This window comes from Plantibacter sp. CFBP 8798, from assembly GCF_014841195.1.
GTDB classification, from domain to species: Bacteria; Actinomycetota; Actinomycetes; order Actinomycetales; family Microbacteriaceae; genus Plantibacter; species Plantibacter auratus.
Genome location: NZ_JACYTS010000002.1, coordinates 783,990 through 809,588, shown reverse-complemented (window position 1 = coordinate 809,588; position 25,599 = coordinate 783,990). Strand labels below are relative to the sequence as shown.

Genomic DNA, 25,599 nt, shown 5'->3' with positions numbered 1-25,599 from the left:
CAGAATGTCCCCATGGGAATGCTCATCTACGGGTCCGGCGACGAGTACGAGATCGAAGACCGCGCGCTCGCGCACCTGAAGGCCGTCATCGGGGCGAAGCTGCGCCGCCAGGAGAGCTTCTTCCTCAGCTGGGCGAACGATTCCGAGCACGGTTCCGGACGACGCTCGCTGTGGTTGTCCCCGAGTATCCCGCTGCAGTTCCGCTTCTTCGGGAGCCGCCCGCCGGAACTCAACCGTGCGTGGCTCGAGGTCCTCTCGGATTCATCCCACACCCCGCGAGGGCTGCAGCTCATCCCGGAGTCCGATGTCGAGGGGTACCTCGCGGGGAACGGAGCGCCGCGCGACGCGGGCACCGAGTCTCACGACCAGGATCACGGCTAGGACGGGTCGTCCGTCCCCACGAGCAGGACGCGCAGCGCTGTCTCCGGTGAGCCGCGACCGTCCGGAGGGATCGTCTCGCCGTGCGTATAGCGATCGACGACCCGCGGGTCGACGTAGCTGGACTTCGCGATCGCCGGGGTGTTGCCGAGGACCGCTGCGGCGTCGCGCATGGCCTGTGCGAGGACCTTCGAGCGTGCCGTCTTACTCTGCACGGGTCCGGCCTTCGCCAGGCTCTCCGCGGCCGCGACGGTGCCGTGCAGCGTCCGGAAGTCCTTCGCGGTGAACTCGCCGTTCGTCTGCGCCCGGACGTAGTCGTTGATCTGGCTCGCCTGGAGGTGACGCCAGCGGTTCCCGTCCTTCCAGGCCAGGAGGCGGGCGTGCGGTCCACGGCGCTTCAGGGAGCGGATGAGCGAGGCCAGGTCGGCGTCGACGATGTCGGACTCCCAAGGCTGTCCGCTCTTCGCCGGGAACTTCAGCGCGACGGTGTCGCCGCTCACGCGAGCGTGCGCACCCTCGAGGGTCGACAGGCCGTGACTGCCGTTGGCCTCCGCGTACTGCTCGCCGCCCACGCGCAGGGAGCCGGTGTCGAGCATGCGGAACGCGCCGGCCGACACCCGTGCAAGCGGGAACCCCTCGAGCCGGAGGTCCCGGGTGACCCGACCTCGCGCGGCCGGGAGGGCCTCGGCGAGGGCCAGGGCGCGGTCGAACTTGCTCCGGTCCTGACGCTCGCGCCAGGACGGGTGATAGAGGTACTGTCGTCGCCCGGCCGCGTCGATCCCGGTCGCCTGGATGTGCCCGTTCGCGTACGGGGTGATCCAGACCTCGTTCCACGCGGGAGGGACCACCAGGCCGTCGATCCGTGCCCGGATCTCCTGATCGTCGAGGAGCGAACCGTCCGGCAACCGATAGCTGAAGCCGCGCCCGGATCGAACCCGTCGGATGCCCTGTCCGTTCACGTCGCTGCGCCTCAGTCGTACCATCCGCCCAGCGTACGACGCGGCCGGATCCCGCTCGGCGGGCTTGCGCGGTGCCGTGCGCTCGTGTCAGCCGACGGGTGGCAGCTCGGCGAGGAAGGCGTCGTGCAGGCGCCCGTTCGTCGCGAGGGAGCTCCGCGTGGAGATGGTCTCGATGCCGTCGATGTCCGTGAAGCGACCGCCCGCCTCGAGGACGATCGGCACGTGGGCGCCCAGGTCGTACTCCTGCACGCCGAATTCGGCCACGGCGTCGATCGAGCCTTCGGCGAGCAGCATGTAGGGCCACATGTCACCGATGGCACGATCGCGCCACAGCGAGCCGCACAGGGCCAGCAGCTGGGGGATCCGTCCGACCGAGGCCCACTGCGCGATGCTCTGGAAGCTGAAGGACGCGTCGGCGAGGTCGGAGACCCCCGAGACGGACAGTCGGCGTGGGGTGGTCTCGCCGAACCGGACGCCCCACGCGCCGTGTCCGATGGCACCCCACCAGCGGGCGTGCATGGCGGGTGCGCTCACGACGCCGACGACCGGAACGCCGTCGACGGCGAGGGAGATGAGCGTCGCCCAGTTCGAGACACCGCGGAGGAAGTTCGCCGTCCCGTCGATCGGGTCGATGATCCACTGTCGATCCGTCGGGCCCTGCGCGCCGTACTCCTCGCCGAACACGCCGTCGTCCGGACGCTCGGTCTCGAGGATGCCGCGGATGGCGCGTTCGACGGCGAGGTCGGCGTCCGTGACGTGCGATCGGTCCGGCTTGGTGGAGACTTCGAGGTCGCGAGCCTCGAAGCGGTCCATCGCGATGCGGTCGGCCGCGTCGGCGAGTCGGAGCGCGAGATCGAGGTCGGCGGGGGAGACGGTCACGGGTTCGGTCACCTCTCCAGGATAGGGTCGCGCGGGCCTGATCGAACGACGCTCGAGGGGTCGGCGACGTGCCTTCGCGACACGCCGACCGGCTCGATTTCGCACCCGGGCCAGTTGGGTGCTAGTGTCATATCTCGGTTCGGAACACTCCGAAACCACGCACCTCTAGCTCAATTGGCAGAGCAACTGACTCTTAATCAGTGGGTTCCCGGTTCAAGTCCGGGGGGGTGCACCACACCAGCAACGGCCTCGTCTTCGGACGGGGCCGTTCTGCGTTTCGGCTCGGTTCGCGTTCGCGCCTGCGGCCCGACGAAACGCTTCATGAGTGTTTCGCGACAGCTCCCGTCCGATTCGCGTCATCGGGACGGAGTGGGGCTCTGGCATGAGACCCTGGAAGGGTCGGCAGCATGGCGGGATCGGGTCCCGTCGTTGCCGATGAAAGCCTCCGCGTGGTCACCCCACCGTGCGGAGCAGAGCGACGGTCGGGCATTCCTGCCCACCAGCGCCATGGCGCCTCATCGATTCGGGTTCGATGAGGCGTCATGCCCGCTCAGTGGCCCGGTACGACGAAACGGCCGCTCACCGGAGTGGACGGCCGTTCTCGAGGTGCGTTGCCGGTCAGGCGACCGAGCTGCGGCGGGCCGGCACCGGGTTGACGAGGCTCGCGTCGATGAACTCGGGTTCGGCCCAGACGGTGATGGGGTAGTGCTGCGGCTCGAGGAGGGTTCGCTCGACGAGCGTCGGCTCGGTGTCGTCTGCCGCCGCCTCGGGGTGGTCGTCACCGGCCTGCGCCTCGGACGGCGCGTCGATCGTCTCGGTGATGGCGGCAGGCTTCTCGGCGACGGTCGGCTCGATGACCTCGACGGCCTCGACCTCGTCGGCGGCGTCGACCGCGGATTCCTCCTGGCCGCGCGACCAGAGGCGCCATCCACGTGCCGGAGCTGCCTCGGCACGAACCGTCACCGCTGCCTGCTCGAGGTCGATGTCCGTCGCGATCTCGTGAGCGAGCTGCTGGGCATACACCTCGTGGAAGATCTCGTCGCCGGAGCTCGGGGTGCGGCGCGACAGCACCCAGGCGCCGTTGGCGCCGAGTTCGCTGGCCAGTCGAGCGTGGACGAGGTCGAACAGCTGCTTCTCGGTCAGCTTCGATGCGGAGACTGGTGCTGCGTGGCGTCGGCGACCGAACATGGCGGGCCCTTCATCGAAAGCGGATCATCCGTGAGGCTGGACTGCCTTCATTGTCGATCACGAGGCGCGGAACGATGCGGAGACACGCGGGTGAGCGCCCCAATTCTCGGGTTCTCCGGTCGGTCGTGGTAGCGCGGTCGGCGCGACCTCAGCGGCCGATCTCGGCCTGCTTGCTGTCGTCGAGCACCGAGCTGATCGCGAGGGCGAGCGAGATGCCCCAGCTCACCCAGAGGAGGGCGAGCTTCCAGTCCCGCGGTCCTTGTCGGGTCGCCTGGAGAGCGGAGATCCCGCCGAAGACCGTGGAGATCATGCTGCCGTTGAAGAGGAATTTGCGCATGACTTCACGCTAGCCGGTAGGGGAGGCCCCCCGCATCCGGGCTTTCCTTCGGGTTCTCGCCTGTGCTAGCGAATGCACGCTTCGCGAAGGCCAGTGAGGCGCGCAGCTGGCTGAGGCGGAGCGCGTCGCCGCCGGTCGCGGGCAGGTGCACCTCCGCGACGATGCTTCCCGACCAGTCCGCCGCGCGCAGCAGCTCGAGGACCTCGGCGACCGGCTGCTCACCGTCGCCCGGGAGGAGGTGCTCGTCGAGGAAGGCACCCCGCGGCGACGGTGCGGTCCCGTCGCACAGGTGCACGTGGCGGAGGCGGCCGCCGTAGCGGGTCGCGATCTCGAGCGAGTCCTCACCCGCGAGGGCCGCATGGGAGAAGTCGAGCGTCAGGGCGGCGCAGGCGAGCGGGGCCGGGTCGTAGCCGAAGGCGAACGGCTGCACCCGGAGCCCGCGGCTCTGGAAGCACGCCATGTTCTCGACGGCCAGCTCGAGTCCGTGCGTCTCGCTCAGCTCGGCGACGAGGTCGACGAAGGCGTGCGCGTAGCGCCGCTGCCAGCGGAACGGCGGGTGGACGACGACGGTCGACGCGCCGACGGCGGCGGCGAGCTCGGCCGAGCGGCGGAGCTTCTCCCGATGGTCGCGGCCCCAGACGAACGCGGTCCGGGTCAGGACCGGCGCGTGGATCGAGAGGATGTCGAGCCCGGTCTCGGCGGCGAGGGCGCGGAGGGCGTCGGCGTCCTGCGTGAGGCGGTCCTGGGTCACCATCACCTCGACGCCGTCGTAGCCGGCTTCGGCGGCCAATTCGAACGCGCGCCGGGTTCCCAGCGGGTAGACGCAGGAGGTGCTCATGCCATGGCGGATCATCAGCGCAAGCATATGCTCGCCGTCTGAACACGCGGTTTCGCCATGCGGAACGCTGCTAGCCTGAACAGCGAACCCGAGTACCCCGGGAGGGCCATCATCACCAGATATTCCGCGCCTGACGGCGGATCAGCGTCGACCTTCGACTTCATCGTGGTATCCAACCGGCTGCCGGTCGACCGCGTCGTCGATGCAGACGGCGCCGAGAGCTGGCGGACCTCGCCCGGTGGACTCGTGACCGCCCTCGAACCCGTCATGCGCGGTGCCGACGGCGCCTGGATCGGATGGGCCGGCTCCGCCGACCTCGAGATCGAGCCGTTCGACAACGACGACATGTGGATCATCCCGGTCCCGCTGTCCGAGGACGAGATCGCCCGCTACTACGAGGGTTTCTCGAACGACACCATCTGGCCGCTCTACCACGACGTCATCGCTCCGCCGAGCTACCACCGCGAGTGGTGGGACTCCTACGTCGCCGTGAACCGACGGTTCGCGGAGGCGGCCGCAGCGGCCGCGTCCGACGGCGGGACCGTCTGGGTGCAGGACTACCAGCTGCAGCTCGTGCCGAAGATCCTGCGTGAGCTGCGACCCGATCTCACGATCGGCTTCTTCAACCACATCCCGTTCCCGGCCTACGGCATCTACTCGCAGCTCCCATGGCGACGCCAGATCATCGAGGGACTGCTCGGCGCCGACGTCATCGGCTTCCAGCGCGTCGCGGACGCGGGTAACTTCTCCCGGGCGGTCCGCCGCCTGTTCGGGTACGAGACGAAGGGAGCCGCGATCCAGGTCCCGCTCGATGCGGCACTCGTGTCGGTCACGACGGACGCGGCACCGGTCGCCTCGAAGCGCGGCGCCCCGTACCGCACGGTGATCGCCCGGCACTTCCCGATCTCGATCGACAGCAAGGGGTACCAGGCCCTCGCGCAACGCCCCGACATCATCGCCCGTGCCAAGCAGATCCGCGAGGAGCTCGGCAACCCGGAGACGATCATGCTCGGCGTCGACCGCCTCGACTACACGAAGGGCATCGGGCACCGACTCAAGGCCTTCGGAGAGCTCCTCGCACAGGGCAAGCTCGCGGTCGAGGACGTCACGCTCGTCCAGGTCGCCAGCCCCAGCCGCGAACGCGTCGAGACGTACCGTCAGCTCCGCGACGACATCGAGCAGACGGTCGGCCGGATCAACGGCGACTTCGGCACCATCGGCCACACCGCGATCCAGTACCTGCACCACGGGTACCCCCGCGAGGAGATGGCTGCCCTCTACCTCGCCGCCGACGTCATGCTCGTCACAGCCCTGCGCGACGGCATGAACCTCGTCGCGAAGGAGTACGTCGCCGCTCGCTACGACAACGACGGCGTCCTCGTGCTGAGCGAGTTCGCCGGCGCGTCCGACGAGCTGAAGCAGGCCCTCAAGATCAACCCGCACGACATCGAGGGGATGAAGTCGGCGATCCTCCAGGCCGTGCACATGACGAAGGCCGAGCGTGGTCGTCGCATGCGGGCGCTGCGCAAGCGCGTCATGGAGTACGACGTCGCGCGGTGGTCGGCGTCCTTCCTCGACGAGTTGCAGCGTGTGCGTGACCAGTCACCGACCATCGAGCAGGGGAGCACCACCCAGTCATGAGCACCACCGACGAGCCCACCGACACCCTCGGGGGGCTTCCCCTCGGACTGCGTGCGGAACTCCGCCGCCTGGCCGACGTCCCGAAGCTCCTGGTGGCCCTGGACTTCGACGGCACGCTGGCCCCCGAGGTCGACGACCCGGACCAGGCGCGGGCGCTGCCCGCGGCCCGCAAGGCAGTGTTGGCGCTGATGGACCTGCCCGGGACGCGCGTCGCACTCGTGTCCGGGCGCGCGATCGACAGTCTCGTGGCGGTGGCCGAGCTGCCCGACCACGCCCTGTTCGCCGGCTCGCACGGCGTCGAGATCCGTCTCGACACCCCCGACGACGCCCTCGCCCTCGACGACGAGGAACGCGAACAGCGGGAGACCCTCCAACGGATCCTCCAGGACGTCGCGGAGGGTTACGATAATGTCTGGATCGAGCGGAAGCCGGCAGGGTTCGCCCTGCACACGAGGCTCGCCAGTGAAGAAGACTCCAGGATCGCCCACCTCGAAGCACTCGCCCACACCAAGGACGAGTTCGGCGCCCTGACGGTTCGAGAGGGCAAGAACGTCCTCGAGTTCTCGCTCAGGAGCGCGACCAAGGGCGAAGCCGTCGAACACCTCCGGCGGTACACCAAAGCAGATGCCGTGTTCTACGCGGGCGACGACGTCACGGACGAGGACGCGTTCGGCGCACTCGGCCCCGGCGACCTCGGGGTGAAGAGCGGCACCGGCGTGACCGCCGCCGACTTCAGGGTCGAAGGACCCTCCGAGATCGCGCGCGTCCTCGGCATGCTCGCGGAATATCGAAGTAACAAGGAAGCCGTAGACTCTTAAAATGCCAGAGATCGACATCAAACCACGCAGTCGTGCCGTCACCGACGGGATCGAGGCGACCACTTCGCGCGGCATGCTCCGCGCCGTCGGCATGGGCGACGAGGACTGGGACAAGCCCCAGATCGGCATCGCGAGCTCGTGGAACGAGATCACGCCCTGCAACCTCTCGCTCGACCGCCTCGCCCAGGGGGCCAAGGAGGGCGTGCACTCGGGTGGGGGATACCCGCTGCAGTTCGGCACCATCTCCGTCTCCGACGGCATCTCCATGGGCCACGAGGGAATGCACTTCTCGCTCGTCTCGCGCGAGGTCATCGCCGACAGCGTCGAGACCGTGGTCATGGCCGAACGCCTCGACGGCACGGTCCTGCTCGCCGGCTGCGACAAGTCGCTGCCGGGCATGCTCATGGCCGCCGCGCGGCTCGACCTCTCCTCGGTCTTCCTCTACGCCGGATCGATCGCGCCGGGTTGGGTCAAGCTCTCCGACGGCACCGAGAAGGAGGTCACGATCATCGACTCCTTCGAGGCGGTCGGGGCCTGCAAGGCCGGCAACATGAGTGAAGAGGACCTGAAGCGCATCGAGTGCGCCATCGCCCCGGGCGAGGGCGCCTGCGGCGGGATGTACACGGCCAACACGATGGCGTCGGTCGCCGAGGCGCTCGGCATGAGCCTCCCGGGTTCGGCATCGCCCCCCTCGGCCGACCGCCGTCGCGACTACTTCGCGCACCGCTCGGGCGAGGCCGTGGTCAACATGCTCCGACTCGGCATCACCGCGCGCGACATCCTGACGAAGGAGGCGTTCGAGAACGCCATCGCCGTCGCGATGGCATTCGGCGGATCGACGAACGTGGTCCTGCACCTGCTCGCGATCGCCCGCGAGGCCGAGGTCGACCTCACACTCGACGACTTCAACCGCATCGGCGACAAGGTGCCGCACATCGGCGACCTGAAACCGTTCGGCCAGTACGTCATGAACGACGTCGACCGTCACGGCGGCGTCCCCGTCGTCATGAAGGCGCTGCTCGACGCCGGTCTGCTGCACGGCGACTGCCTCACGGTCACCGGCAAGACGGTCGCCGAGAACCTCGCCGACATCAACCCCGACCCGATCGACGGCACGGTCATCCGCACGCTCGACAACCCGATCCACGCGACCGGCGGCATCACGATCCTCAAGGGGTCGTTCGCGCCCGAGGGCGCCGTCGTGAAGACGGCCGGATTCGACGCCGAGGTCTTCGAAGGACCCGCGCGGGTCTTCGAACGTGAACGCGGAGCCATGGACGCGCTCACCGAGGGCAAGATCAACAAGGGCGACGTCGTCATCATCCGCTACGAGGGCCCGAAGGGTGGGCCGGGGATGCGCGAGATGCTCGCGATCACGGCCGCCATCAAGGGCGCCGGACTCGGCAAGGATGTACTACTGTTGACGGACGGTCGATTCTCAGGCGGCACAACCGGACTGTGCATCGGCCACATAGCACCCGAAGCGGTGGACGCAGGTCCAATCGCCTTCGTGCGCGATGGTGATCTGATACGGGTCGATATCGCTGGCCGCTCGCTCGACCTACTCGTCGACGAAGCAGAGCTGGAAGCCCGCCGCGACGGCTGGGCGCCTCTTCCCCCGCGCTATACCCGTGGCGTTCTCGCAAAGTACTCTCGTCTCGTGCACTCCGCAGCGGAGGGCGCGATCACGGGATAACCGAGCATCTCGTTCGTGCATCTCATCGCTGAAGGAATCATCATGCCCACGGAATCCCAACCCGTGCCTCATCCCAGAACACCTGCGGCCCCGGCCGCACCGGAGATCCTGACGGGAGCCCAGGCGATCGTCCGATCGCTCGAGCTCCTCGGGGTCACCGACATCTTCGGTCTGCCCGGCGGAGCGATCCTGCCGACCTACGACCCGCTGATGGACTCGACGAAGCTCCGTCACATCCTGGTCCGACACGAGCAGGGCGCCGGCCACGCGGCCGAAGGATACGCCGCCGCCGGTGGCGGGATCGGCGTGTGCATCGCGACGTCCGGCCCCGGCGCGACGAACCTCGTCACCGCGATCGCCGACGCCTACATGGACTCGGTGCCGATGGTCGCGATCACCGGTCAGGTGTTCTCGACCCTCATGGGCACGGACGCGTTCCAGGAGGCGGACATCGTCGGCATCACCATGCCGATCACGAAGCACTCCTTCCTCGTCAAGACCCCGGAGGAGGTCCCGGCGGCCATCGCCGCGGCCTACGAGATCGCGGGTACCGGCCGTCCCGGACCGGTGCTGGTCGACATCACGAAGGACGCCCAGCAGGCTGAAGCGCCGTTCATCTGGCCGCCGAAGGTCGACCTGCCCGGCTACCGTCCGGTGACGAAGGCGCACGGCAAGCAGATCCAGGCCGCTGCGCAGCTGCTCGTCAACGCCAAGAAGCCGGTGCTGTACGTCGGTGGCGGCGTGATCCGTTCCAAGGCCTCCGAGGAACTGCTCGCGCTGGCCGAGGCGACCGGGGCTCCGGTCGTGACGACGCTCATGGCTCGCGGGGCGTTCCCCGACTCGCACACGCAGCACCTCGGCATGCCCGGCATGCACGGCACCGTCCCGGCAGTGCTCGCGCTGCAGGAGGCCGACCTGCTCGTGTCGCTCGGTGCCCGATTCGACGACCGCGTGACCGGCAAGGCCTCGCTCTTCGCGCCGAACGCCAAGGTCGTCCACGTGGACGTCGACCCGGCCGAGATCTCGAAGATCCGCATCGCGGACGTCCCCATCGTGGGCGACGCGAAGGACGTCATCGTCGACCTCCAGTCGGCGTTCGAGGCAGCCGCCCGCGAGGTCACCCCCGACATCGCCGAGTGGTGGTCCTACCTCGACGGTCTCCGCGAGGAGTTCCCGCTGGGCTACGCCGAGCCGACCGACGGTCTGCTCTCGCCACAGCACGTGATCTCCCGCATCGGCGAGATCACCGGTCCGGAGGGCGTCTTCGCGTCGGGCGTCGGCCAGCACCAGATGTGGGCGGCGCAGTTCATCAAGTACGAGCGTCCGAACTCCTGGCTGAACTCCGGCGGTGCCGGGACCATGGGCTACTCGGTCCCCGCGGCCATGGGCGCCAAGGTGGCCCAGCCCGATCGCCACGTGTGGGCGATCGACGGCGACGGCTGCTTCCAGATGACCAACCAGGAACTCGCGACCTGCACGATCAACAACATCCCGATCAAGGTCGCGATCATCAACAACTCCTCGCTGGGCATGGTCCGCCAGTGGCAGACGCTCTTCTACGACGGTCGCTACTCGAACACCGACCTGAACACCGGGCACGACACCATCCGGATCCCCGACTTCGTCAAGCTGGCCGAGGCCTACGGTTGCCTCGCGATCCGCGTGACGAAGGAGGAGGAGGTCGACGCCGCCATCAAGCTCGCCCTGGAGACGAACGACCGTCCGGTCGTCATCGACTTCGTCGTGAGTGCCGACGCGATGGTGTGGCCGATGGTGCCGCAGGGCGTCAGCAACAGCTACGTCCAGTACGCCAAGGACCACAGTCCGTCGTTCGATGAGGAGGCCTGAGCATGAGCAGCCACGTCCTGAGCCTCCTCGTCGAGGACAAGCCCGGTCTGCTGACCCGCGTCGCCGGGTTGTTCGCCCGCCGGGGCTTCAACATCGAGAGTCTCGCGGTCGGCCACAGCGAGATCGAGGGTCTGTCCCGGATCACGGTCGTCGTCGACGTCGAGGAGCTTCCGCTCGAGCAGGTGACGAAGCAGCTGAACAAGCTCATCAACGTCATCAAGATCGTCGAGCTGGATCCGGCGCAGTCCGTCCAGCGTGAGCACCTGCTCATCAAGGTCCGCGTCGACAACTCCACCCGTTCCCAGGTGCTGGAAGCCGTCAACCTGTTCCGGGCCCGCGTCGTCGACGTGGCGACGGACGCCCTCGTGATCGAGGTCACGGGCGACTCCGGGAAGACGACCGCGCTCCTCAAGGTGCTCGAGCCCTACGGCATCAAGGAGATCGCCCAATCGGGTCTCCTCGCCATCGGGCGCGGCTCGAAGTCCATCACCGAACGCGTCTTCAAGAACTAGTCGCATCTGCGGCATATTGCGAAACCACAACCAAGGAGAGAACCACCAGTGACTGAGATTTTCTACGACCAGGACGCAGACCTGTCGCTCATCCAGGGCAAGAAGGTTGCCGTTATCGGCTACGGCTCGCAGGGCCACGCACACGCGCTCAACCTCCGCGACTCCGGTGTCGAGGTCGTCGTCGGCCTGAAGGATGGCTCGAAGTCGATCGCCAAGGCCGAGGAGCAGGGCTTCACCGTCAAGAACGTCGCCGACGCCTCCGCATGGGCCGACGTCATCGTCATCCTCGCTCCGGACCAGCACCAGCGCACGATCTTCGCCGAGTCCATCAAGGACCAGCTCGCTCCGGGCAAGGCGCTCGTCTTCGGCCACGGCTTCAACATCCGCTTCGGCTACATCGAGGCTCCTGAGGGCGTCGACATCTTCATGGTCGCCCCGAAGGGCCCGGGCCACACCGTCCGTCGCGAGTACGAGGCCGGCCGCGGCGTCCCCGTCATCGTCGCCGTCGAGAAGGACGAGACCGGTGGCGCCTGGGCGCTCGCCTGGTCCTACGCCAAGGCGATCGGTGGCCTCCGTGCCGGTGGCATCAAGACCACCTTCACCGAGGAGACCGAGACCGACCTCTTCGGCGAGCAGGCCGTCCTGTGCGGTGGCGTCTCGCAGCTGATCCAGTACGGCTTCGAGACCCTGACCGAGGCCGGGTACCAGCCGCAGATCGCCTACTTCGAGGTGCTCCACGAGCTGAAGCTCATCGTCGACCTCATCTGGGAGGGTGGCATCGCCAAGCAGCGTTGGAGCGTCTCCGACACGGCTGAGTACGGCGACTACGTCTCCGGCCCGCGCGTCATCGACCCGAGCGTCAAGACCAACATGCAGGCGGTCCTCAAGGACATCCAGGACGGCACCTTCGCCAAGCGCTTCATCGACGACCAGGACGCCGGCGCGCCCGAGTTCCTCGAGCTGCGCAAGAAGGGCGAGGACCACCCGATCGAGGCCACCGGTCGCGAGCTGCGCAAGCTCTTCGCGTGGAACGCCTCGAACGACGACGACTACGTCGACGGCAGCGTCGCCCGCTAGTCTCCGCTCGTCCAGCCGCTCAGCGGCACCGAGCCAGAATGCCCGCCCCGATCCGTCGGGGCGGGCGTTCCGTCGTCTGCGGGAGCCTCAGGCCGTCGCTGCTCCGGTCGTGCCGGGCTCGAGGAAGATCTCGATGACCGGGATCGGGGTGTCGGGTTCACCGATCGGCAGGTGCAGGGTCACCGTGTCGGGACCGAGTCCCTTCGGTTGGGTGTGCTGGTTCGGCAGATCGTGCTCCGGGCGATGCACCTGGAACGGCACCTCGGAGCCGTCCGACAACAGCTGCGCGTAGCGCACCCGGCCGCCGAGACCGGGCAGGTGCAGGTGCACGAACGGCCAGGCGAAGACGTGTACGTACAGCCGGTCGCCGCGTTGCGTGTATCGGACGTCGGTCGGACTGCTGAACTCCGACGGGCCGCATCCTCGGATCGCCCGCTCGTGGAGCGCGAACCAGTCGGCGAGGACGTCGAGTCGTTCGATCGCGCGAGGATCGATCGTCCCGCGCGCGGTCGGTCCGATGTTCAGCAGCATGTTGCCGTTCTTCGAGACCGAATCGATCAGCATCCGCAGGAGCAGCTCCGGCGACTTGTAGTCGAGGTTGTCGCGGTCGTACCCCCAGCTGCCGTTCAGGGTCTGGCAGGCCTCCCACCGGAGGGGGTCGCCGTCGGGACCGACCGGTGTCACCACGGGCTGGTACTGCTCGGGGGTGGTGACGTCGCCCGGGAGTTCGAGGCGGTCGTTGATGAGGATCTCCGGCTGCAGCCCGCGGATCATCTCGACGAGTTCCTCGGAGCCCCAGTCGGCGGCGCCCTTCCCCGGCAGACCTTCGATGCCCTGCGAGTAGCTGAAGTCGAAGAAGAGGTAGTCGATCGGGCCGTAGCCGGTGAGCAGCTCGCGCACCTGGCCGTGCAGGTAGTCCCGGTAGCGGGACCAGTCACGGTCGGCGTTCGCTGCGAGCGCCTCGGGGTCGTCGCGTCGCGGGTGGATGCCGTCGACCGTGAAGTCGGGGTGATGCCAGTCGATGAGCGAGTGGTAGAAGCCGATCCGGAGCCCCTCGGCGCGGAAGGCCTCCACGAACTCCGCCACGAGGTCACGGCCGGCGGGCGTGTGCATGGACGTGAAGTCGGTGAGTGCCGAATCCCACAGGCAGAAGCCGTCGTGGTGCTTCGTCGTGAGCACCGCGTACCGGAAGCCGGCCGCCTTGGCCTGCCTGGCCCAGGCGCGGGGGTCGAACCGGTCGGGGTCGAAGTGCTCGCGGTAGCGCTCGTAGTGTTCGGCCGAGAGGTGTTCCCGCGTCTGCACCCACTCATGGCGTGCCGGGAGGGCGTAGAGGCCCCAGTGCAGGAACAATCCGAATCTCGCCTCGTCGAACCAGGCGGTGTCGGGTCGGGGGATGGTGGTCTCGGTCACGGCGGCCCTTCGATCGTCGAGTGGGTTCACGGCGGTGCGGGGGCAGGCTAACACGAAAGGTCGGATGTCTGCTGTCCGGTGGGCCGGCGTGGTCAGGACGTCGGACCTCCTGCGCGTCGACGATTCAGGCGTCGTGGGGTTCGAAGACCTGCACGGGCACGCCGGTGTCCAGCGATGCCTTCGCCGCCAACGCGACCGTCAGGGCCGCGAGGGCACTCCGGCCGGTCACTCGGAACGGTTGGACGTCTCGCTTCACGCAGTCGAGGAAGGAGGCCATCTGTCGTCGGTAGGGATCGGTCTCGTCGAGGTCGTAGGAGCCGTGCGCGGCGGCCGATCCCAGCGCGTCGACCGAGAGCGGCGGTGCGTGGGTCGGGGACGCACCGACGAATCGGTGGGCGATGAGCCCGGTGCTGCCGAGCACCTCGATGGCCGAGCTGAATCCGAAGGCGGGCGGGAGCTCCATGGAGGTGAGGACGCGCCCGATCCCGCCGTCGGCGTAGTCGACCGTCGTCTCGATCGGGCGACCGGTGCCGGTGCGTCGTGCTGACACGGATCGCGGCTGACCGAGGAGCTGGTTCAGCTGGTCGAAGTCGTGGATCGCGAAGTCGACGAGGGGGCCGCCGGAGCGTCGCTCGTCCTGCCACCACGGTGACGGGGCGGCAGGGGAGCTCAGCCGTTCGGCCGTGACGGCGAGGGGTGTGCCGACAGCCCCGGCCCGCACCGCGTCGTCGACCGCCTCGTACCCGCCGAAGAACCTGACGACGTGCGCGACCATGAACGTCCGGCCGGACTCGTCGGCGGCCTGCAGGATCGCGTGGGCGTCGGCGAGCGTCAGGGCGATCGGTTTCTCCAGCAGGACGTGCTTGCCGGCACGGAGCGCCCTGACGGCGAGATCCCGATGGGTGTCGGTCGGCGTGCAGATGACGACGATCCCCACGGAGGCATCCAGGAGCACCTCGTCGACCGAGGTGGTGAGTCGTGCGGCCGGTGCCTCCGGCATGGCTCTCGGCGACCGGGCCGAGCACAGGTAAGTGATCCGGTCGGCTGCACGGAGTCCGGCGAGCGCGCGGACGTGCGCCAGTCCCATGGCACCGGTGCCGATGACGGCGATCCGGTCCGCCATCACCGCGTCACCGCTTCTCTCCAGCAGCCAGGTCCTCGCGCAGGCGGCTGAGGGTCGCGTCGTCGACGTCCCCGCCCAGCATCCTGATGCCCAGGGCGGCGGCTCCGACGAGGCCGTCGGCGACCGGGACGAGTCGGGCCCCGGCGGCAGCCGATGACAGGCGGTCCGCGGCCGAGGGGACGGACGGGAGGAGTCCGTCGACGAGCACGCTGCCGCCGACGACGAGCGTGCTCTCCCTGTGGTCCGAATCCGGAGCCAGCACCCGTTCCACGAGGACCGCCAGGCGGTCGACGGCAGCGTCGAGGATGGACCGCGCGACGTCGTCGTCCGCGGCTTGGAAGGCGAGCGGCGCCAGGCGGGCGATGGCGATGGGGGGACCGTCGTTCACCGAGCGGATGAGTGTGTCGAGTACCGGGGACCGGCGGTGGTCCGCGTCACCGGATGAGGACGGGTCCGGAGTGAACCCGACCGCCCGGGAGAGCAGCGGGGTGAGGCCCGTGCGGGGGCCGATGCCGTCGAGGTCGGCGGCGACCGCGCGGATCACGCGCCGGGCGATCCAGAATCCGGAGCCGCCATCGCCGAGGAGCCAGCCGGCACCACCGACCTCCCGGACGACGAGACGGTCCCTGATCCGTCCCGCGACGCTCCCGGTCCCCGCGACGAGCACGACGCCGTCCGGCGACGCCGAGCCGGAGCCGTACATGCCGAGCAGATCCGGTTCGATGACGACCGGTCCGAGTCCGAGCGGTACGAGGTGTGCGTCCAAGGCGCGGCGGTAGGCGTCGGACACCTGCCCCGCCTGCGTGATCACCACGAGCGACCCGGACGGGAGGGGCGGTATGGACGACGTCGTCCTGGCCTGGTCGAGTGCGGCACGAGCCGCGAGCGCGATCTGCGTGGCAGCGCTGTCCAGACCGGACGACGTCGGATTCCCGCCGCCCGCGCGCCCGGAACCGAGGCGACGTCCTGAGGCGTCCACGAGCACCGCGCGGGACGAGGTGCCGCCGGCGTCGACCGCCAGAGTTGTTTTCATCATCGTCATCATCTCGAAACATGTTGCCGTGGGCCACAACGTACTGTAAGAATCAGTTTCGCGTCACTCCAACGAAGGAGAAAAGGAATTTCCATGACTGTTTCCATCCGCACCGACCCACCGGTCGAGCACGCCACCGGCGTGACCAACCGGATTCGGTCGCGGATGCCGGAGATGTCCGGGGTCATGCTGCGTATCGCGGACTACCTGTTGGAGAACCCAGACGCGCCCCTCACCCTCACGATCGGTGAGCTCGCAGCCGATTCGGGCGTCTCAGCGGCGACCATCACCCGCTTCTGCCGGATCATCGGGTACACCGGCTACGCGCCGTTCCGGGTCGACCTCGCCAAGGACTTCGGTCGCAGCACCGCACGCGACTCCTGGCAGACCGACATCGGCCGGGCGTTCGGCCCCGACGACTCGGCTCCGGACGTCCTGAGCACGCTGCTCAACGCGCACACCCGGACGCTGCGGGAGACCGCCGACGTGATCGACCTCGAGGTCATGCTCGAGATCGCCGCAGCCATCGCGAGCGCCCGGAACGTCGACATCTACGGTGTCGGCGGCAGCGCGATGCTCGCCGACGAGATGCAGGCCAGGCTGTACCGGATCGGCATCAGCACGCACGCCTGGTCGGAGGTCCACGCGGGCCTCACGAGCGCGGCGATCCAGGGCCCGGACTCGGTCGCTCTGGGGATCAGCAACACCGGGCGCACCGAGGAGACCATCCAGATGCTCCGCCAGGCGGGTCGCGCGGGCGCGCTCACCGTGGCGATCAGCAACAACCCGGACTCCCCGCTCGTCGCCGCGTCGACGCTGGCCATCATCACCTCGGCCCACGAACGATTCCTGCAGCCCGACGACCTCTCCGCCAAGCACGGTCAGCTGTTCGTCCTGGATCTGTTGTACCTGTTCGTCGCGCAGCAGAACTTCGAGCGCACGACCAAGCGCCTCGCGGCCTCCGCCCTCGCGGTCGCCCCGCACCGCCGACCGACCAAGGCCGGAGCCCTGTCCGAGACCGCCTCGCCCGTGGGCGTCTGAGAGGAACCGAATGAGCACCACATCCACCACGACCTGGACCGATCACGTCGATCGCTACACCGACGAGGTCACCTCGCGCCTCGCGGACATCACCCAGGCGGCACGGTCCGGCGAACTCGACCCCGCGATCGACCTGCTGGTCGCGGCCCTCGAGCGCGGAGCGGTCATCCAGGCGTTCGGCACCGGCCACTCGGAGGCGTTCGCGATGGAGATCGCCGGCCGGGCCGGTGGACTGATCCCGACGAACAAGATCGCCCTGCGGGACGTCGTCCTCCGCGGCGAACGGTCCGTCGACGACCTCGGTGGTGCCGCGCTGGAGCGCAGCGGCGACGTCGCGGCGGAGCTCTTCGCGATCTCACCGGTGGGGGAGGGCGACGTGTTCATCATCGCGTCGAACTCCGGCGTCAACGGGTCGATCGTGGGACTCGCCCTGATCGCCAAGGAGCACGGCCACCCCGTCATCGCCGTGACCTCGCTGGAGCACACCTCGCGCGTCGAGCCGAAGCACCCGAGCGGGCTGCGGCTCTCCGAGGTGGCCGACGTGGTGCTCGACAACCGTGCTCCGTTCGGCGACGCGACCATCGAGGTCAAGGACGGCGTCCCGGTCGGCGCGGTGTCCTCGATCACGGCGGCCTACCTCGCGCAGCTCCTCACCATCGGCGTCGCGGCGAGGATCGCGGCGACCGGCGAGACCCCACCGCTCTACATCTCGGCCAACATCCCGGGCGGCGACGAGCACAACAGTGTGCTCGAGGACCGCTACCGGGGCCGGATCAGACGTGACGCCTGAACCCGAGGCGTCGCAACTCCCGCACCACACACCCGACAACACCACCCCGACAGCACCACACCCGGGCAACACTCGAATCACTGGAAGGTAGACCGATGGACAAGCAGCCAGCAACGCTCCAACGCCGCGATTTCCTGCGAGGAGCACTCGCGACCGCGATCCTCCTCCCGCTGGGCGGGACGCTCGCGTCCTGTGTCGGCGGCGGAGGCGGGGCGACCACCACCGGCGGACCGGTCTCGGCCGACAACCCGTTCGGCATGGCCGCCAACTCGACGGTCGACGCCGTCATCTTCAAGGGCGGGTACGGCATCGAGTACACCGAGTTCGCCGGGAAGCTCGTCGAGAAGCAGCAGGCAGGCTCGACCGTCAAGGTCACGGCCGCGACGAACATCGCGCAGACCCTCCAGCCGCGGTTCGTCGCCGGCAACCCGCCGGACGTCATCGACAACAGCGGCGCCGGCCTCATCGGCATCAACACGATCCGCGAGCAGCTCGCCGACCTGACGGACGTCATCGAGGCGAAGAACTACGAGGGCAAGGTCATCAAGGACACCCTCTACCCGGGTGTCGTCGAGCCGGGCACCTTCGACGGCAAGTTCGTGCAGCTGAACTACGTGCTGACGGTCTACGCGGTCTGGTACTCGGCAGCGCTCTTCGAGGCGAACGGCTGGACGCCCCCGAAGACCTGGGCCGAGGCACTCGATCTCGGTGCGAAGGCCAAGGCGCAGGGCAAGTACCTGTTCGGTTGGGGCACCGAGGCGGCCACCTACTACCTGACGATGGCGATCGCGTCCGCGATCAAGGAGGGCGGCGACGAGGTCCGTCTGGCGCTCGAGAACCTCGAGGCGGACTGCTGGTCGAAGCCGGCCGTCCAGGACGTGCTCAAGGGTCTCAAGGCGATCATCGACGCCGGCTACGTCAAGCCCGGTGGCGCCGGAACGCAGTTCACCGCTGCGCAGGCGCAGTGGAGCAACTCGGAGGACTTCATCCTCTACCCCTCGGGTGGCTGGATCGAGAACGAGATGAAGACCCAGACGAAGGACGGATTCAAGATGACCGGCGCGCCCGAGCCGACGGTCTCCGCCGACTCAGCCCTGCCGTACTCGGCGCTGCACAGCACCGCCGGTGAAGGGTTCATCGTCCCGTCGCAGGGCAAGAACGTCGGCGGTGGCAAGGAGTTCCTGCGGGCCATGCTGTCGAACGACGCCGCGGTGAACTTCGCCAAGACGACCTTCTCGTCGACGATCGTCAAGGACACGATCCCCGAGGACGGCTTCGGCTCGACGGCGCTCGTGTCCCAGGTGAAGATGTTGAACGACGCGGGCACCGACGTGTTCTCGTGGAGCTTCATCGACCTGTACGGACTCAACACGGACCTCCTCGTCCTCTGGAACACGTTCCTGCAGGGTGGTTCCGACGTCGCCACGCTCACCAAGGGCATGCAGGACATCTCCGACAAGGTCCGCAACGACGACTCCGTGGACAAGGTCACCGTCAAATGACGGCGGTCGGCACGCCGATCGGGAAGGTGGGAGGGGCTACCCCTCCCGCCGCCCGGCGGTTGCGCCGCCGGGACTTCACGTTCGACCGGGTCTCGTTCTTCCTGGTCTTCCTGATCGTGCCGGTGGTGGGGTACGTCGTCTTCGTGGTCTCACCGTTCGCGCAAGCGGCGTACTACTCGTTGACGAACTGGTCCGGGTTCTCCCCGGGCATGGACTTCGTCGGGTTCTCGAACTACACGAAGCTCTTCCAGGACCAGACCTTCCTCCAGTCCATGGGCAACAGCGTCGCGCTCGCGATCGTCCTGCCGCTCGTGACCCTCGGGATCGCATTCCTCTTCGCCTCCCTCATCACGATCGGCGGGCCGAGCAACGGTCCGATCCGCGGCCTCCGCAACTCGAGCGTGTACCGGGTGATCACCTTCTTCCCGTACGTCGTGCCGGCCATCGTCATCGGCCTCATCTGGAAGCAGATCTACGACCCGTCGTCCGGGCTGCTGAACGGCTTCCTGACCGGCATCGGGCTCGACCAGTTCACCTCCTTCGCCTGGCTCGGTTCGCCGGACACGGCGATGATCGCGACCATGTTCGTCATCGTCTGGGGACTCATCGGGTTCTACACGGTGCTCTTCATCGCGGCGATCAAGGGCGTGCCGGCCGAAGTGTACGAGGCGGCACGGATCGACGGCGCGGGCCGCCTGCGGACCGCGCTCACGATCACGATCCCGCTGATCCGCGACAACATCCAGACGGCGTACATCTACATGGGCATCCTCGCCCTCGACGCGTTCGTGTACATGGCCGCGTTGAATCCCGGCGGCGGCCCGTCCAACACGACGCTCGTGATGTCGCAGCAACTGTTCACGACGGCGTTCACCAAGGGCCAGTTCGGCTACGCCTGCGCGATGGGGGTCGTGCTCGCGCTCGTCACCCTGATGTTCGCGGGCGTCGTCTTCCTGGTCAGCCGACTCACCGGCGGCAACGATGAAGGGGTGGCGGAATGACCGTCCAGACCACGGCGACGACCGCGAACCCGGCGGTCGTCGGAACCGGCACGCGCACACCGGCCAGCCGCAAGCCGACCACGGGCGACCGCGTCGTCGGGACGGCATCGCACACGGTGCTCATCATCTGGTCGATCGTGGTCGTCGTCCCGCTGCTCTGGACGGTCATGTCGTCGTTCAAGACGAGCTCCGAGATCTTCGCCTCGCCGTTCTCGCTGCCGTCGAAGTGGAACTTCGACAACTACGTGAACGCGTGGACGACGGCCGGTATCGGCAGCTTCTTCCTGAACTCGATCGTGGTGGTGTTCGGCGCCCTGATCGTGACCATGCTGTTCGGCTCGATGTGTGCGTACGTGCTGGCGCGGTTCCGCTTCTTCGGGAGCCGGGCCATCTACTACCTGATGCTCGCCGGCCTCACGTTCCCCGTGTTCCTCGCGATCGTGCCGTTGTTCTTCGTGCTGCAAAGCCTCGGGTTGCTCAACTCGCTCCCGGGACTCATCCTCACGTACGCGGCGTTCGCCTTCCCGTTCACGGTGTTCTTCCTGTTCTCGTTCTTCAAGTCGCTGCCGGTCTCCATCGCGGAGGCGGCCGCGATCGATGGAGCAGGGGAGTGGCGGACCTTCTTCCAGGTGATGCTGCCCATGGCGAGGCCGGGGCTCGCGACCGTCGCGATCCTCAACTTCGTGGGGCTGTGGAACCAGTTCCTCCTGCCGGTGGCGCTCAACTCGAACCCGCAGAACTACGTGCTGACGCAGGGGATGGCGTCCTTCGCCGCCCAGGCCGGGTACTCGGTGGACTTCGGTGCGCTCTTCGCGGCGTCCGTGATCACCGTGGTCCCCGTGCTCATCGTGTACCTGATCTTCCAGCGCCAGCTGCAGGGTTCGGTGTCGCAGGGCACGGACAAGTAGCGCAGCGGCGTGCGCGTCCTCGGCTCGAGCGGATCACTGGAACAATGGGTCCAATGAGCCTCCAGTCGCCAATCGCCGTCGAGATCGCCGTCCAGGACGTGGAGGGGGTCCGCATCGCCATCCACGAGGGAGCCCAGCGGGTCGAGCTGTGCCAGGCCCTCGGCACCGGTGGGCTCACCCCCTCCATCGGACTGGTCATGGCGGCGGTCCGCGCTGCGGACGAAGCCGGGCTCAACGACTTCGTGCACGTCCTCGTGCGTCCGCGAGAGGGCGGTTTCGTCTACTCGCCCGCGGAGATCGACGTCATGTCCGGCGACATCCTCGCGCTCGAGGCCGCGGGTGCTGCGGGCATCGTCGTCGGCGCCCTCCGGTCCGATCGCACGATCGATCTGGAGGCGCTGGCGCAGCTGCGTCAGGCTGCGGGCTCGCTCGCGGTGACGTTCCACCGGGCCGTCGACGCGACGACCGACCCCGTCCGGTCCGCCGACCAGCTGCGCGACGCCGGTGTGGACCGTCTGCTGACGTCCGGCGGCGCGCGGGCGAGCATCGACGGCGCGGAGAAGCTCGCGCAGATGGCCTCGAGGGGCGACAGCTCGATGCAGATCATGGCCGGTGGCGGCGTCACGATCGATGCGATCCCCGCCCTCGCGCGGGCGGGTGTCGACGCGGTGCACCTCTCCGCCCGTCGTCGTGCCGGCCGGGTCACGGAGACCGGCCCCGGCGGAGGGTCGCCGAGCTACGACATCACGGACGCGACGACCGTCGCTCGCGCGGTGGCCGCGGCCAGGCGCGCTGCCGTCGCCGTCTGAGATCCGTCGGCACTGACGGGATCGTCGACAGGTCCCGTCGAGCGATCAGATCGCCACGATGACGAGGGCGAGGATCAGCACGAGCTGACCGATGAGCCGTGGGACGAACGGCACGGCGAGGCGGCCGAACCGCTCGGGCTGCCGCGCGGCCGCGGCGTTCGCCGGGAACACCGCGACGAGGAACACGATCAGGCAGACCACTGCGGCGAGCCTGGTGGGTGGGACGAGCAGGCCGACGCCGCCCGCGATCTCGCACACACCGGTGATGGCGACGAGCATCCGCGGTGTGATGGTGCTGCCCCGCAGGGGTCCCGGGATCATCGCGGCCATGGTCCTCGCCGGTCCCGGGAGGAAGTGGAGGACTCCCATGCCGATGAACATGATCGCGAGGACGACGGTCAGGGCGGACTGCAGGAGCGGGAACGGGTTCACCAGGCAATTCTGCTCCGTCGCGTCCGGATCGCCGCACTCGGTGGTCGGCCCGGCGGCGATAGGCTGGCGGTATGACTGAGCCGCGGGACGAAGACGCGCTGAGCTGGGCGGGCGACGACGATCCGACGCTCGACGCCTCGGCTTCCGGCGACCGGACCACGTTCGAGCCCGCATCGCCGGAGCCGATCACGCGTGGTCGGGCGACCGCGGCGGTCCAGCCGGCCGCGGAGTCGGCCGGTCCAGGTGCGGAACCGGTCGCCCCTCCTGTCGAGGTCGACGTCGCGAAGTCGACCGACCGGGTCACGGACGAGGCTGCCGCCGGAGAGCGCGAGCAGATGAGTTCGGTCATGCTGGTCACCCTCGGCATCTTCGGTGGGGTCTTCCTGCTGTACAGCGTCGGTTGGCTGATCTCGGCGTTCCGTCCTGACGCGGCCGTCCCGAGCGATGCGGTCGGCCGGTTCATGTTCGATCTCGGACAGGGACTCGCGGTCGCCGCAGGACCCGTGTGGATGGCCGCGACGCTCTGGTTGACCCGTGGCGGCAGACCCGTCGTCAGGATCGCGATGCTCCTGCTCGGTGTCGTGCTCATCCTGCCCTGGCCGTTCCTCCGAGGAGTGTGACCCTGATGCCCTCCATCACCGCGGACCCCGTGTCGAAACCCGCCGTCGAGCGACCCGGCTGGCTCAGCTGGTCCATCGCCGTCCTGTTCGGCCTGTTCTTCGCCTATGACGTCTTCGAAGCCGTCGGCAACCTCGTCGGCATCGTCGGGACGGCGAGCGGCCTCGCCGTGCCGGTCCTGCCGCTCGGCTGGGTCGTCCTCATCGGCGGCCTGCTCCTGCCGGTCATGGCCTTCGCGATCGCCTTCTGGACCGGTCGCGAGCGGTCGCTCGGCGAGCAGGCCGTGCGCTACCTCGTCGCTCTGTGCGTCGTCGCGGCGATCTCGCTGTCGGTCCTCGCGATGTTCGGCGCGCAGCAGCTGATCGACCTCTCCGTCTGACCCGGCCGCCGCATCGTCACACGACGAACCGCCCGGTGCGCCTCCGATAGGCTTGCGATGGCCGCCGGACACCGACGCGCTGCCCACCCCACTGCTACTGCGAAGGAACCGTTCCGTGTCGAAACCGGTCGTACTGATCGCCGAAGAACTCTCACCAGCAACCGTCGACGCCCTCGGGCCCGACTTCGACGTGCGCTCCGTCGACGGGACGGACCGCCCGGCTCTGCTCGCGGCGATCGCCGACGCCGACGCCATCCTGGTCCGATCCGCGACCAAGGTCGACGAGGAGGCCATCCAGGCGGCCACCCGGTTGAAGGTCGTCGCGCGCGCGGGTGTCGGTCTCGACAACGTCGACATCAAGGCCGCCACGACGGCCGGGGTCATGGTCGTCAACGCACCCACGTCGAACATCATCTCCGCGGCCGAGCTCACCGTCGGCCACATCCTGAGCCTCGCCCGCCACATCCCGGCCGCGCACGCCGCGCTCGCCCAGGGGCAGTGGAAGCGGTCCAAGTACACCGGTACCGAGCTCTATGAGAAGACCATCGGCATCATCGGCCTCGGCCGTATCGGTGCCCTCATCACGGCCCGTCTGCAGGCGTTCGGCACGAACGTCATCGCGTACGACCCCTACATCACGTCCGCTCGTGCGCAGCAGCTCGGGGTGCAGCTGGTCACGCTCGACGAGCTGCTGGCGCAGTCCGACTTCATCACCATCCACATGCCGAAGACGCCGGAGACGACGGGCATGATCGCCGGCCCGCAGTTCGCGCTCATGAAGCCGACGGCCTACGTCGTCAACGTCGCCCGTGGCGGCCTGATCGACGAGGACGCGCTGTACGAGGCGCTGTCCAACAACGTCATCGCCGGTGCCGGCCTCGACGTCTTCGTCAGCGAGCCGCCCACCGACACGAAGCTGCTCGGGCTCGAGAACGTCATCGTGACGCCGCACCTCGGTGCGTCCACGGATGAGGCACAGGAGAAGGCCGGCGTCTCGGTCGCCAAGTCCGTGCGCCTCGCGCTCGGCGGCGAACTCGTCCCGGACGCGGTCAACGTCGCCGGCGGCGTGATCGACCCCTACGTCCGTCCCGGCATCCCGCTCGTCGAGAAGCTCGGGCAGGTGTTCGCCGCGCTGTCGACCTCGTCGCTCACGAGCGTCGACGTCGAGGTCCACGGCGAGCTGAGCGGGTACGACGTCAGCGTCTTGAAGCTGGCCGCGCTCAAGGGGATCTTCACGAACATCGTCAGCGAGACGGTCTCGTACGTGAACGCCCCGCTGCTCGCCGAACAGCGCGGTGTCGTCACGCGCCTGCTCACCGACGAGGTGAGCGAGGAGTACCGCAACGTCATCACGCTGCGCGGAGCCCTCAGCGACGGATCGCAGATCTCGGTGTCGGGCACGCTGACGGGCACGAAGCAGACCGAGAAGATCGTCGAGATCAACGGCTACGACGTCGAGGTGCCGTTCGCGAAGCACCACATCGTGATGGTCTACACCGACCGACCCGGCATCGTTGCCGTCTACGGCCAGCGGTTCGGCGAGGCGGGCATCAACATCGCGGGCATGCAGATCGCCCGTCACGAGGCCGGTGGCCCGGCGCTCAGCGTCCTGACGGTCGACTCGCCGGTCGCCGACGACGTCCTCGAGGTCATCCGCGAGACGATCGACGCGACGCTGCTCCGCGAGATCGACATCACCGAGCAGTAGCCCGACCGCTGCTCCGACCCGATGCCCCGCGCCGACCGGTGCGGGGCATCGTCGTCCGCAGGCCGAGGCGCCGACGCCGTTCCGGTGCGCCCGGCAGGGGTCGCGGCTCAGCGCCCGCCGGCGGGAAGCAGCCGCGCGATGACGGCCAGGAGCCGCTCGATCGACTCGTCGCTGCCCTCGTCGGGGTCGCTGACACCCATGCCGAGCTGCGCCGTGTTGGCGTAGAGGCCGTCGGACATCAACACGATGGCACGAGCGGTGTCGGGGTCGCCGACGGCGTCCTCCACCGTGCGCAACCAGCTCCGGCGGATGTCCGCCATCGCGTCGCTCGCCTGGGCGTGCTGTCCCTGCGCCAGCCGCGCGACGGCGATGATCGTCCGGTCGAACGGGGTGCCGCAGTCGACGGAGGTGCGCACGAAGTACTCGACGACGCCCTCCGGGGCCGCGAGCATCCGCGCCGTGTCGGCCTCGCTCATGTCCGAGAGCCGCTCGATGAGGCCGTCGACGAGGGCCTCCTTGCTGCCGAAGTGGTAGAGCAGTCCGCCCTTGGAGACGCCGGCCGCCGCGGCGACGGCGTCGAGGGTGGCGGCGCGTTCGCCCTGCTCGATGAGGAGTTCGGCGAAGGCGTCGAGGACGCGTTCTCGGGCTGCGGTCTGCTTCGCCATGGCTCCATC

Annotated in this window: 26 protein-coding genes and 1 tRNA gene; 17 read left to right on the top strand and 10 right to left on the bottom strand. The window is 68.5% G+C overall.

Going from position 1 to position 25,599, the window contains the following annotated elements:
* Positions 1-12: 12 nt before the first annotated feature.
* Positions 13-381, top strand: coding sequence for a DUF7882 family protein (locus IFU30_RS10820; RefSeq protein WP_192005162.1), 369 nt, complete (start codon positions 13-15; stop codon positions 379-381).
* On the opposite strand, the gene IFU30_RS10815 is transcribed toward IFU30_RS10820, so the two are convergent.
* Positions 378-1,361 carry a DNA topoisomerase IB gene (locus tag IFU30_RS10815; RefSeq protein ID WP_192005161.1) on the bottom strand — a complete coding sequence of 328 codons (984 nt, stop codon included), beginning with the start codon at positions 1,359-1,361 and terminating at the stop codon, positions 378-380. The two genes, IFU30_RS10820 and IFU30_RS10815, sit on opposite strands and share 4 nt — an antisense overlap.
* A gap of 63 nt (positions 1,362-1,424) precedes the next feature.
* Positions 1,425-2,228 carry an inositol monophosphatase family protein gene (locus tag IFU30_RS10810; RefSeq protein ID WP_085510578.1) on the bottom strand — a complete coding sequence of 268 codons (804 nt, stop codon included), beginning with the start codon at positions 2,226-2,228 and terminating at the stop codon, positions 1,425-1,427.
* Positions 2,229-2,375: 147 nt separating this feature from the next.
* Between IFU30_RS10810 and IFU30_RS10805 the strand changes: the two genes are divergently transcribed.
* A tRNA-Lys gene (locus IFU30_RS10805) sits at positions 2,376-2,451 on the top strand.
* A gap of 383 nt (positions 2,452-2,834) precedes the next feature.
* Here the strand turns inward: IFU30_RS10805 and IFU30_RS10800 are convergent.
* The 3 genes from IFU30_RS10800 to IFU30_RS10790 form a co-directional block, all read right to left on the bottom strand.
* Positions 2,835-3,404 (bottom strand): hypothetical protein, encoded by a 570-nt coding sequence (locus tag IFU30_RS10800; RefSeq protein WP_192005160.1) that lies wholly within the window; start codon positions 3,402-3,404, stop codon positions 2,835-2,837.
* Between the two features lie 148 nt (positions 3,405-3,552).
* Positions 3,553-3,741: a hypothetical protein gene (locus tag IFU30_RS10795; protein ID WP_079705603.1), complete on the bottom strand. Its 189-nt coding sequence runs from the start codon at positions 3,739-3,741 to the stop codon at positions 3,553-3,555.
* Positions 3,742-3,745: 4 nt separating this feature from the next.
* Complete coding sequence (locus IFU30_RS10790) at positions 3,746-4,579, bottom strand: sugar phosphate isomerase/epimerase family protein (protein ID WP_249404752.1); 834 nt, start codon at positions 4,577-4,579, stop codon at positions 3,746-3,748.
* 57 nt (positions 4,580-4,636) lie between these two features.
* Here IFU30_RS10790 and otsA point away from each other — a divergent pair, with 57 nt between their 5' ends.
* The 6 genes from otsA to ilvC are packed head-to-tail and all read left to right on the top strand — an operon-like array spanning position 4,637 to position 12,171.
* Positions 4,637-6,220, top strand: a complete 1,584-nt coding sequence (gene otsA / locus IFU30_RS10785) for an alpha,alpha-trehalose-phosphate synthase (UDP-forming) (RefSeq protein ID WP_192005158.1) — start codon at positions 4,637-4,639, stop codon at positions 6,218-6,220.
* Positions 6,217-7,038, top strand: a complete 822-nt coding sequence (gene otsB, locus IFU30_RS10780) for a trehalose-phosphatase (protein ID WP_192005157.1) — start codon at positions 6,217-6,219, stop codon at positions 7,036-7,038. The genes otsA and otsB overlap by 4 nt, the downstream gene beginning before the upstream one ends.
* Before the next feature lies 1 nt (position 7,039).
* Positions 7,040-8,734, top strand: a complete 1,695-nt coding sequence (gene ilvD / locus IFU30_RS10775) for a dihydroxy-acid dehydratase (RefSeq protein WP_064296246.1) — start codon at positions 7,040-7,042, stop codon at positions 8,732-8,734.
* 42 nt (positions 8,735-8,776) lie between these two features.
* The gene (locus IFU30_RS10770) at positions 8,777-10,582 is read left to right on the top strand and encodes an acetolactate synthase large subunit (protein WP_085510581.1); all 1,806 of its coding nucleotides are present in this window, start codon (positions 8,777-8,779) and stop codon (positions 10,580-10,582) included.
* Between the two features lie 2 nt (positions 10,583-10,584).
* The gene (gene ilvN, locus IFU30_RS10765) at positions 10,585-11,094 is read left to right on the top strand and encodes an acetolactate synthase small subunit (protein ID WP_064296248.1); all 510 of its coding nucleotides are present in this window, start codon (positions 10,585-10,587) and stop codon (positions 11,092-11,094) included.
* A 48-nt stretch (positions 11,095-11,142) separates the two neighbouring features.
* Positions 11,143-12,171, top strand: a complete 1,029-nt coding sequence (ilvC, locus tag IFU30_RS10760) for a ketol-acid reductoisomerase (RefSeq protein ID WP_064296249.1) — start codon at positions 11,143-11,145, stop codon at positions 12,169-12,171.
* Positions 12,172-12,258: 87 nt separating this feature from the next.
* On the opposite strand, the gene IFU30_RS10755 is transcribed toward ilvC, so the two are convergent.
* The 3 genes from IFU30_RS10755 to IFU30_RS10745 all read right to left on the bottom strand — a co-directional run bounded on the left by IFU30_RS10755 (position 12,259) and on the right by IFU30_RS10745 (position 15,737).
* Positions 12,259-13,581: an alpha-L-fucosidase gene (locus tag IFU30_RS10755; protein ID WP_236555404.1), complete on the bottom strand. Its 1,323-nt coding sequence runs from the start codon at positions 13,579-13,581 to the stop codon at positions 12,259-12,261.
* A 124-nt stretch (positions 13,582-13,705) separates the two neighbouring features.
* Positions 13,706-14,704: a Gfo/Idh/MocA family protein gene (locus IFU30_RS10750; protein WP_192005156.1), complete on the bottom strand. Its 999-nt coding sequence runs from the start codon at positions 14,702-14,704 to the stop codon at positions 13,706-13,708.
* Between the two features lie 7 nt (positions 14,705-14,711).
* Positions 14,712-15,737, bottom strand: coding sequence for an N-acetylglucosamine kinase (locus IFU30_RS10745; protein WP_192005155.1), 1,026 nt, complete (start codon positions 15,735-15,737; stop codon positions 14,712-14,714).
* 93 nt (positions 15,738-15,830) lie between these two features.
* On the opposite strand from IFU30_RS10745, the gene IFU30_RS10740 reads away from it, so the two are divergent.
* The 6 genes from IFU30_RS10740 (at position 15,831) to IFU30_RS10715 (ending at position 21,788) form a co-directional block, all read left to right on the top strand.
* On the top strand, positions 15,831-16,778 hold the full coding sequence (locus tag IFU30_RS10740; protein WP_137241910.1) for a MurR/RpiR family transcriptional regulator: 948 nt from the start codon (positions 15,831-15,833) through the stop codon (positions 16,776-16,778).
* Positions 16,779-16,788: 10 nt separating this feature from the next.
* The gene (locus IFU30_RS10735; protein WP_192005154.1) at positions 16,789-17,568 is read left to right on the top strand and encodes a sugar isomerase domain-containing protein; all 780 of its coding nucleotides are present in this window, start codon (positions 16,789-16,791) and stop codon (positions 17,566-17,568) included.
* Positions 17,569-17,663: 95 nt separating this feature from the next.
* Complete coding sequence (gene ngcE, locus IFU30_RS10730) at positions 17,664-19,070, top strand: N-acetylglucosamine/diacetylchitobiose ABC transporter substrate-binding protein (RefSeq protein WP_079705609.1); 1,407 nt, start codon at positions 17,664-17,666, stop codon at positions 19,068-19,070.
* Positions 19,067-20,071 carry a carbohydrate ABC transporter permease gene (locus IFU30_RS10725; RefSeq protein WP_079705610.1) on the top strand — a complete coding sequence of 335 codons (1,005 nt, stop codon included), beginning with the start codon at positions 19,067-19,069 and terminating at the stop codon, positions 20,069-20,071. The genes ngcE and IFU30_RS10725 overlap by 4 nt, the downstream gene beginning before the upstream one ends.
* Positions 20,068-20,979, top strand: a complete 912-nt coding sequence (locus IFU30_RS10720) for a carbohydrate ABC transporter permease (RefSeq protein WP_079705611.1) — start codon at positions 20,068-20,070, stop codon at positions 20,977-20,979. Before IFU30_RS10725 ends, IFU30_RS10720 begins: the two co-directional genes overlap by 4 nt.
* Before the next feature lie 53 nt (positions 20,980-21,032).
* Positions 21,033-21,788, top strand: coding sequence for a copper homeostasis protein CutC (locus IFU30_RS10715; RefSeq protein ID WP_192005153.1), 756 nt, complete (start codon positions 21,033-21,035; stop codon positions 21,786-21,788).
* A 45-nt stretch (positions 21,789-21,833) separates the two neighbouring features.
* Here IFU30_RS10715 and IFU30_RS20400 read toward each other — a convergent pair whose 3' ends face one another.
* Positions 21,834-22,220: a DoxX family protein gene (locus IFU30_RS20400; protein WP_236555406.1), complete on the bottom strand. Its 387-nt coding sequence runs from the start codon at positions 22,218-22,220 to the stop codon at positions 21,834-21,836.
* 71 nt (positions 22,221-22,291) lie between these two features.
* Between IFU30_RS20400 and IFU30_RS10705 the strand changes: the two genes are divergently transcribed.
* The 3 genes from IFU30_RS10705 to serA all read left to right on the top strand — a co-directional run bounded on the left by IFU30_RS10705 (position 22,292) and on the right by serA (position 24,925).
* Positions 22,292-22,840, top strand: a complete 549-nt coding sequence (locus IFU30_RS10705; protein ID WP_192005481.1) for a hypothetical protein — start codon at positions 22,292-22,294, stop codon at positions 22,838-22,840.
* 5 nt (positions 22,841-22,845) lie between these two features.
* The gene (locus IFU30_RS10700; protein WP_192005152.1) at positions 22,846-23,217 is read left to right on the top strand and encodes a bacitracin resistance protein; all 372 of its coding nucleotides are present in this window, start codon (positions 22,846-22,848) and stop codon (positions 23,215-23,217) included.
* Positions 23,218-23,332: 115 nt separating this feature from the next.
* Positions 23,333-24,925, top strand: a complete 1,593-nt coding sequence (gene serA / locus IFU30_RS10695) for a phosphoglycerate dehydrogenase (RefSeq protein WP_071260923.1) — start codon at positions 23,333-23,335, stop codon at positions 24,923-24,925.
* Positions 24,926-25,032: 107 nt separating this feature from the next.
* On the opposite strand, the gene IFU30_RS20675 is transcribed toward serA, so the two are convergent.
* Positions 25,033-25,590 carry a TetR/AcrR family transcriptional regulator gene (locus tag IFU30_RS20675; protein WP_079705616.1) on the bottom strand — a complete coding sequence of 186 codons (558 nt, stop codon included), beginning with the start codon at positions 25,588-25,590 and terminating at the stop codon, positions 25,033-25,035.
* Between the last annotated feature and the right edge of the window lie 9 nt (positions 25,591-25,599).

Bases quoted from the DNA above. Each gene is read 5' to 3' on its own strand.
- IFU30_RS10820 (WP_192005162.1), top strand. From the start codon at position 13: ATGGGAATGCTCATCTACGGGTCCGGCGACGAGTACGAGATCGAAGAC.
- IFU30_RS10815 (WP_192005161.1), bottom strand. From the start codon at position 1,361: ATGGTACGACTGAGGCGCAGCGACGTGAACGGACAGGGCATCCGACGG.
- IFU30_RS10800 (WP_192005160.1), bottom strand. From the start codon at position 3,404: ATGTTCGGTCGCCGACGCCACGCAGCACCAGTCTCCGCATCGAAGCTG.
- IFU30_RS10795 (WP_079705603.1), bottom strand. From the start codon at position 3,741: ATGCGCAAATTCCTCTTCAACGGCAGCATGATCTCCACGGTCTTCGGC.
- IFU30_RS10790 (WP_249404752.1), bottom strand. From the start codon at position 4,579: ATGAGCACCTCCTGCGTCTACCCGCTGGGAACCCGGCGCGCGTTCGAA.
- otsA (WP_192005158.1), top strand. From the start codon at position 4,637: ATGCGGAACGCTGCTAGCCTGAACAGCGAACCCGAGTACCCCGGGAGG.
- otsB (WP_192005157.1), top strand. From the start codon at position 6,217: ATGAGCACCACCGACGAGCCCACCGACACCCTCGGGGGGCTTCCCCTC.
- ilvD (WP_064296246.1), top strand. From the start codon at position 7,040: ATGCCAGAGATCGACATCAAACCACGCAGTCGTGCCGTCACCGACGGG.
- IFU30_RS10770 (WP_085510581.1), top strand. From the start codon at position 8,777: ATGCCCACGGAATCCCAACCCGTGCCTCATCCCAGAACACCTGCGGCC.
- ilvN (WP_064296248.1), top strand. From the start codon at position 10,585: ATGAGCAGCCACGTCCTGAGCCTCCTCGTCGAGGACAAGCCCGGTCTG.
- IFU30_RS10750 (WP_192005156.1), bottom strand. From the start codon at position 14,704: ATGGCGGACCGGATCGCCGTCATCGGCACCGGTGCCATGGGACTGGCG.
- IFU30_RS10745 (WP_192005155.1), bottom strand. From the start codon at position 15,737: ATGAAAACAACTCTGGCGGTCGACGCCGGCGGCACCTCGTCCCGCGCG.
- IFU30_RS10740 (WP_137241910.1), top strand. From the start codon at position 15,831: ATGACTGTTTCCATCCGCACCGACCCACCGGTCGAGCACGCCACCGGC.
- IFU30_RS10735 (WP_192005154.1), top strand. From the start codon at position 16,789: ATGAGCACCACATCCACCACGACCTGGACCGATCACGTCGATCGCTAC.
- ngcE (WP_079705609.1), top strand. From the start codon at position 17,664: ATGGACAAGCAGCCAGCAACGCTCCAACGCCGCGATTTCCTGCGAGGA.
- IFU30_RS10725 (WP_079705610.1), top strand. From the start codon at position 19,067: ATGACGGCGGTCGGCACGCCGATCGGGAAGGTGGGAGGGGCTACCCCT.
- IFU30_RS10720 (WP_079705611.1), top strand. From the start codon at position 20,068: ATGACCGTCCAGACCACGGCGACGACCGCGAACCCGGCGGTCGTCGGA.
- IFU30_RS10715 (WP_192005153.1), top strand. From the start codon at position 21,033: ATGAGCCTCCAGTCGCCAATCGCCGTCGAGATCGCCGTCCAGGACGTG.
- IFU30_RS10705 (WP_192005481.1), top strand. From the start codon at position 22,292: ATGACTGAGCCGCGGGACGAAGACGCGCTGAGCTGGGCGGGCGACGAC.
- IFU30_RS10700 (WP_192005152.1), top strand. From the start codon at position 22,846: ATGCCCTCCATCACCGCGGACCCCGTGTCGAAACCCGCCGTCGAGCGA.
- IFU30_RS20675 (WP_079705616.1), bottom strand. From the start codon at position 25,590: ATGGCGAAGCAGACCGCAGCCCGAGAACGCGTCCTCGACGCCTTCGCC.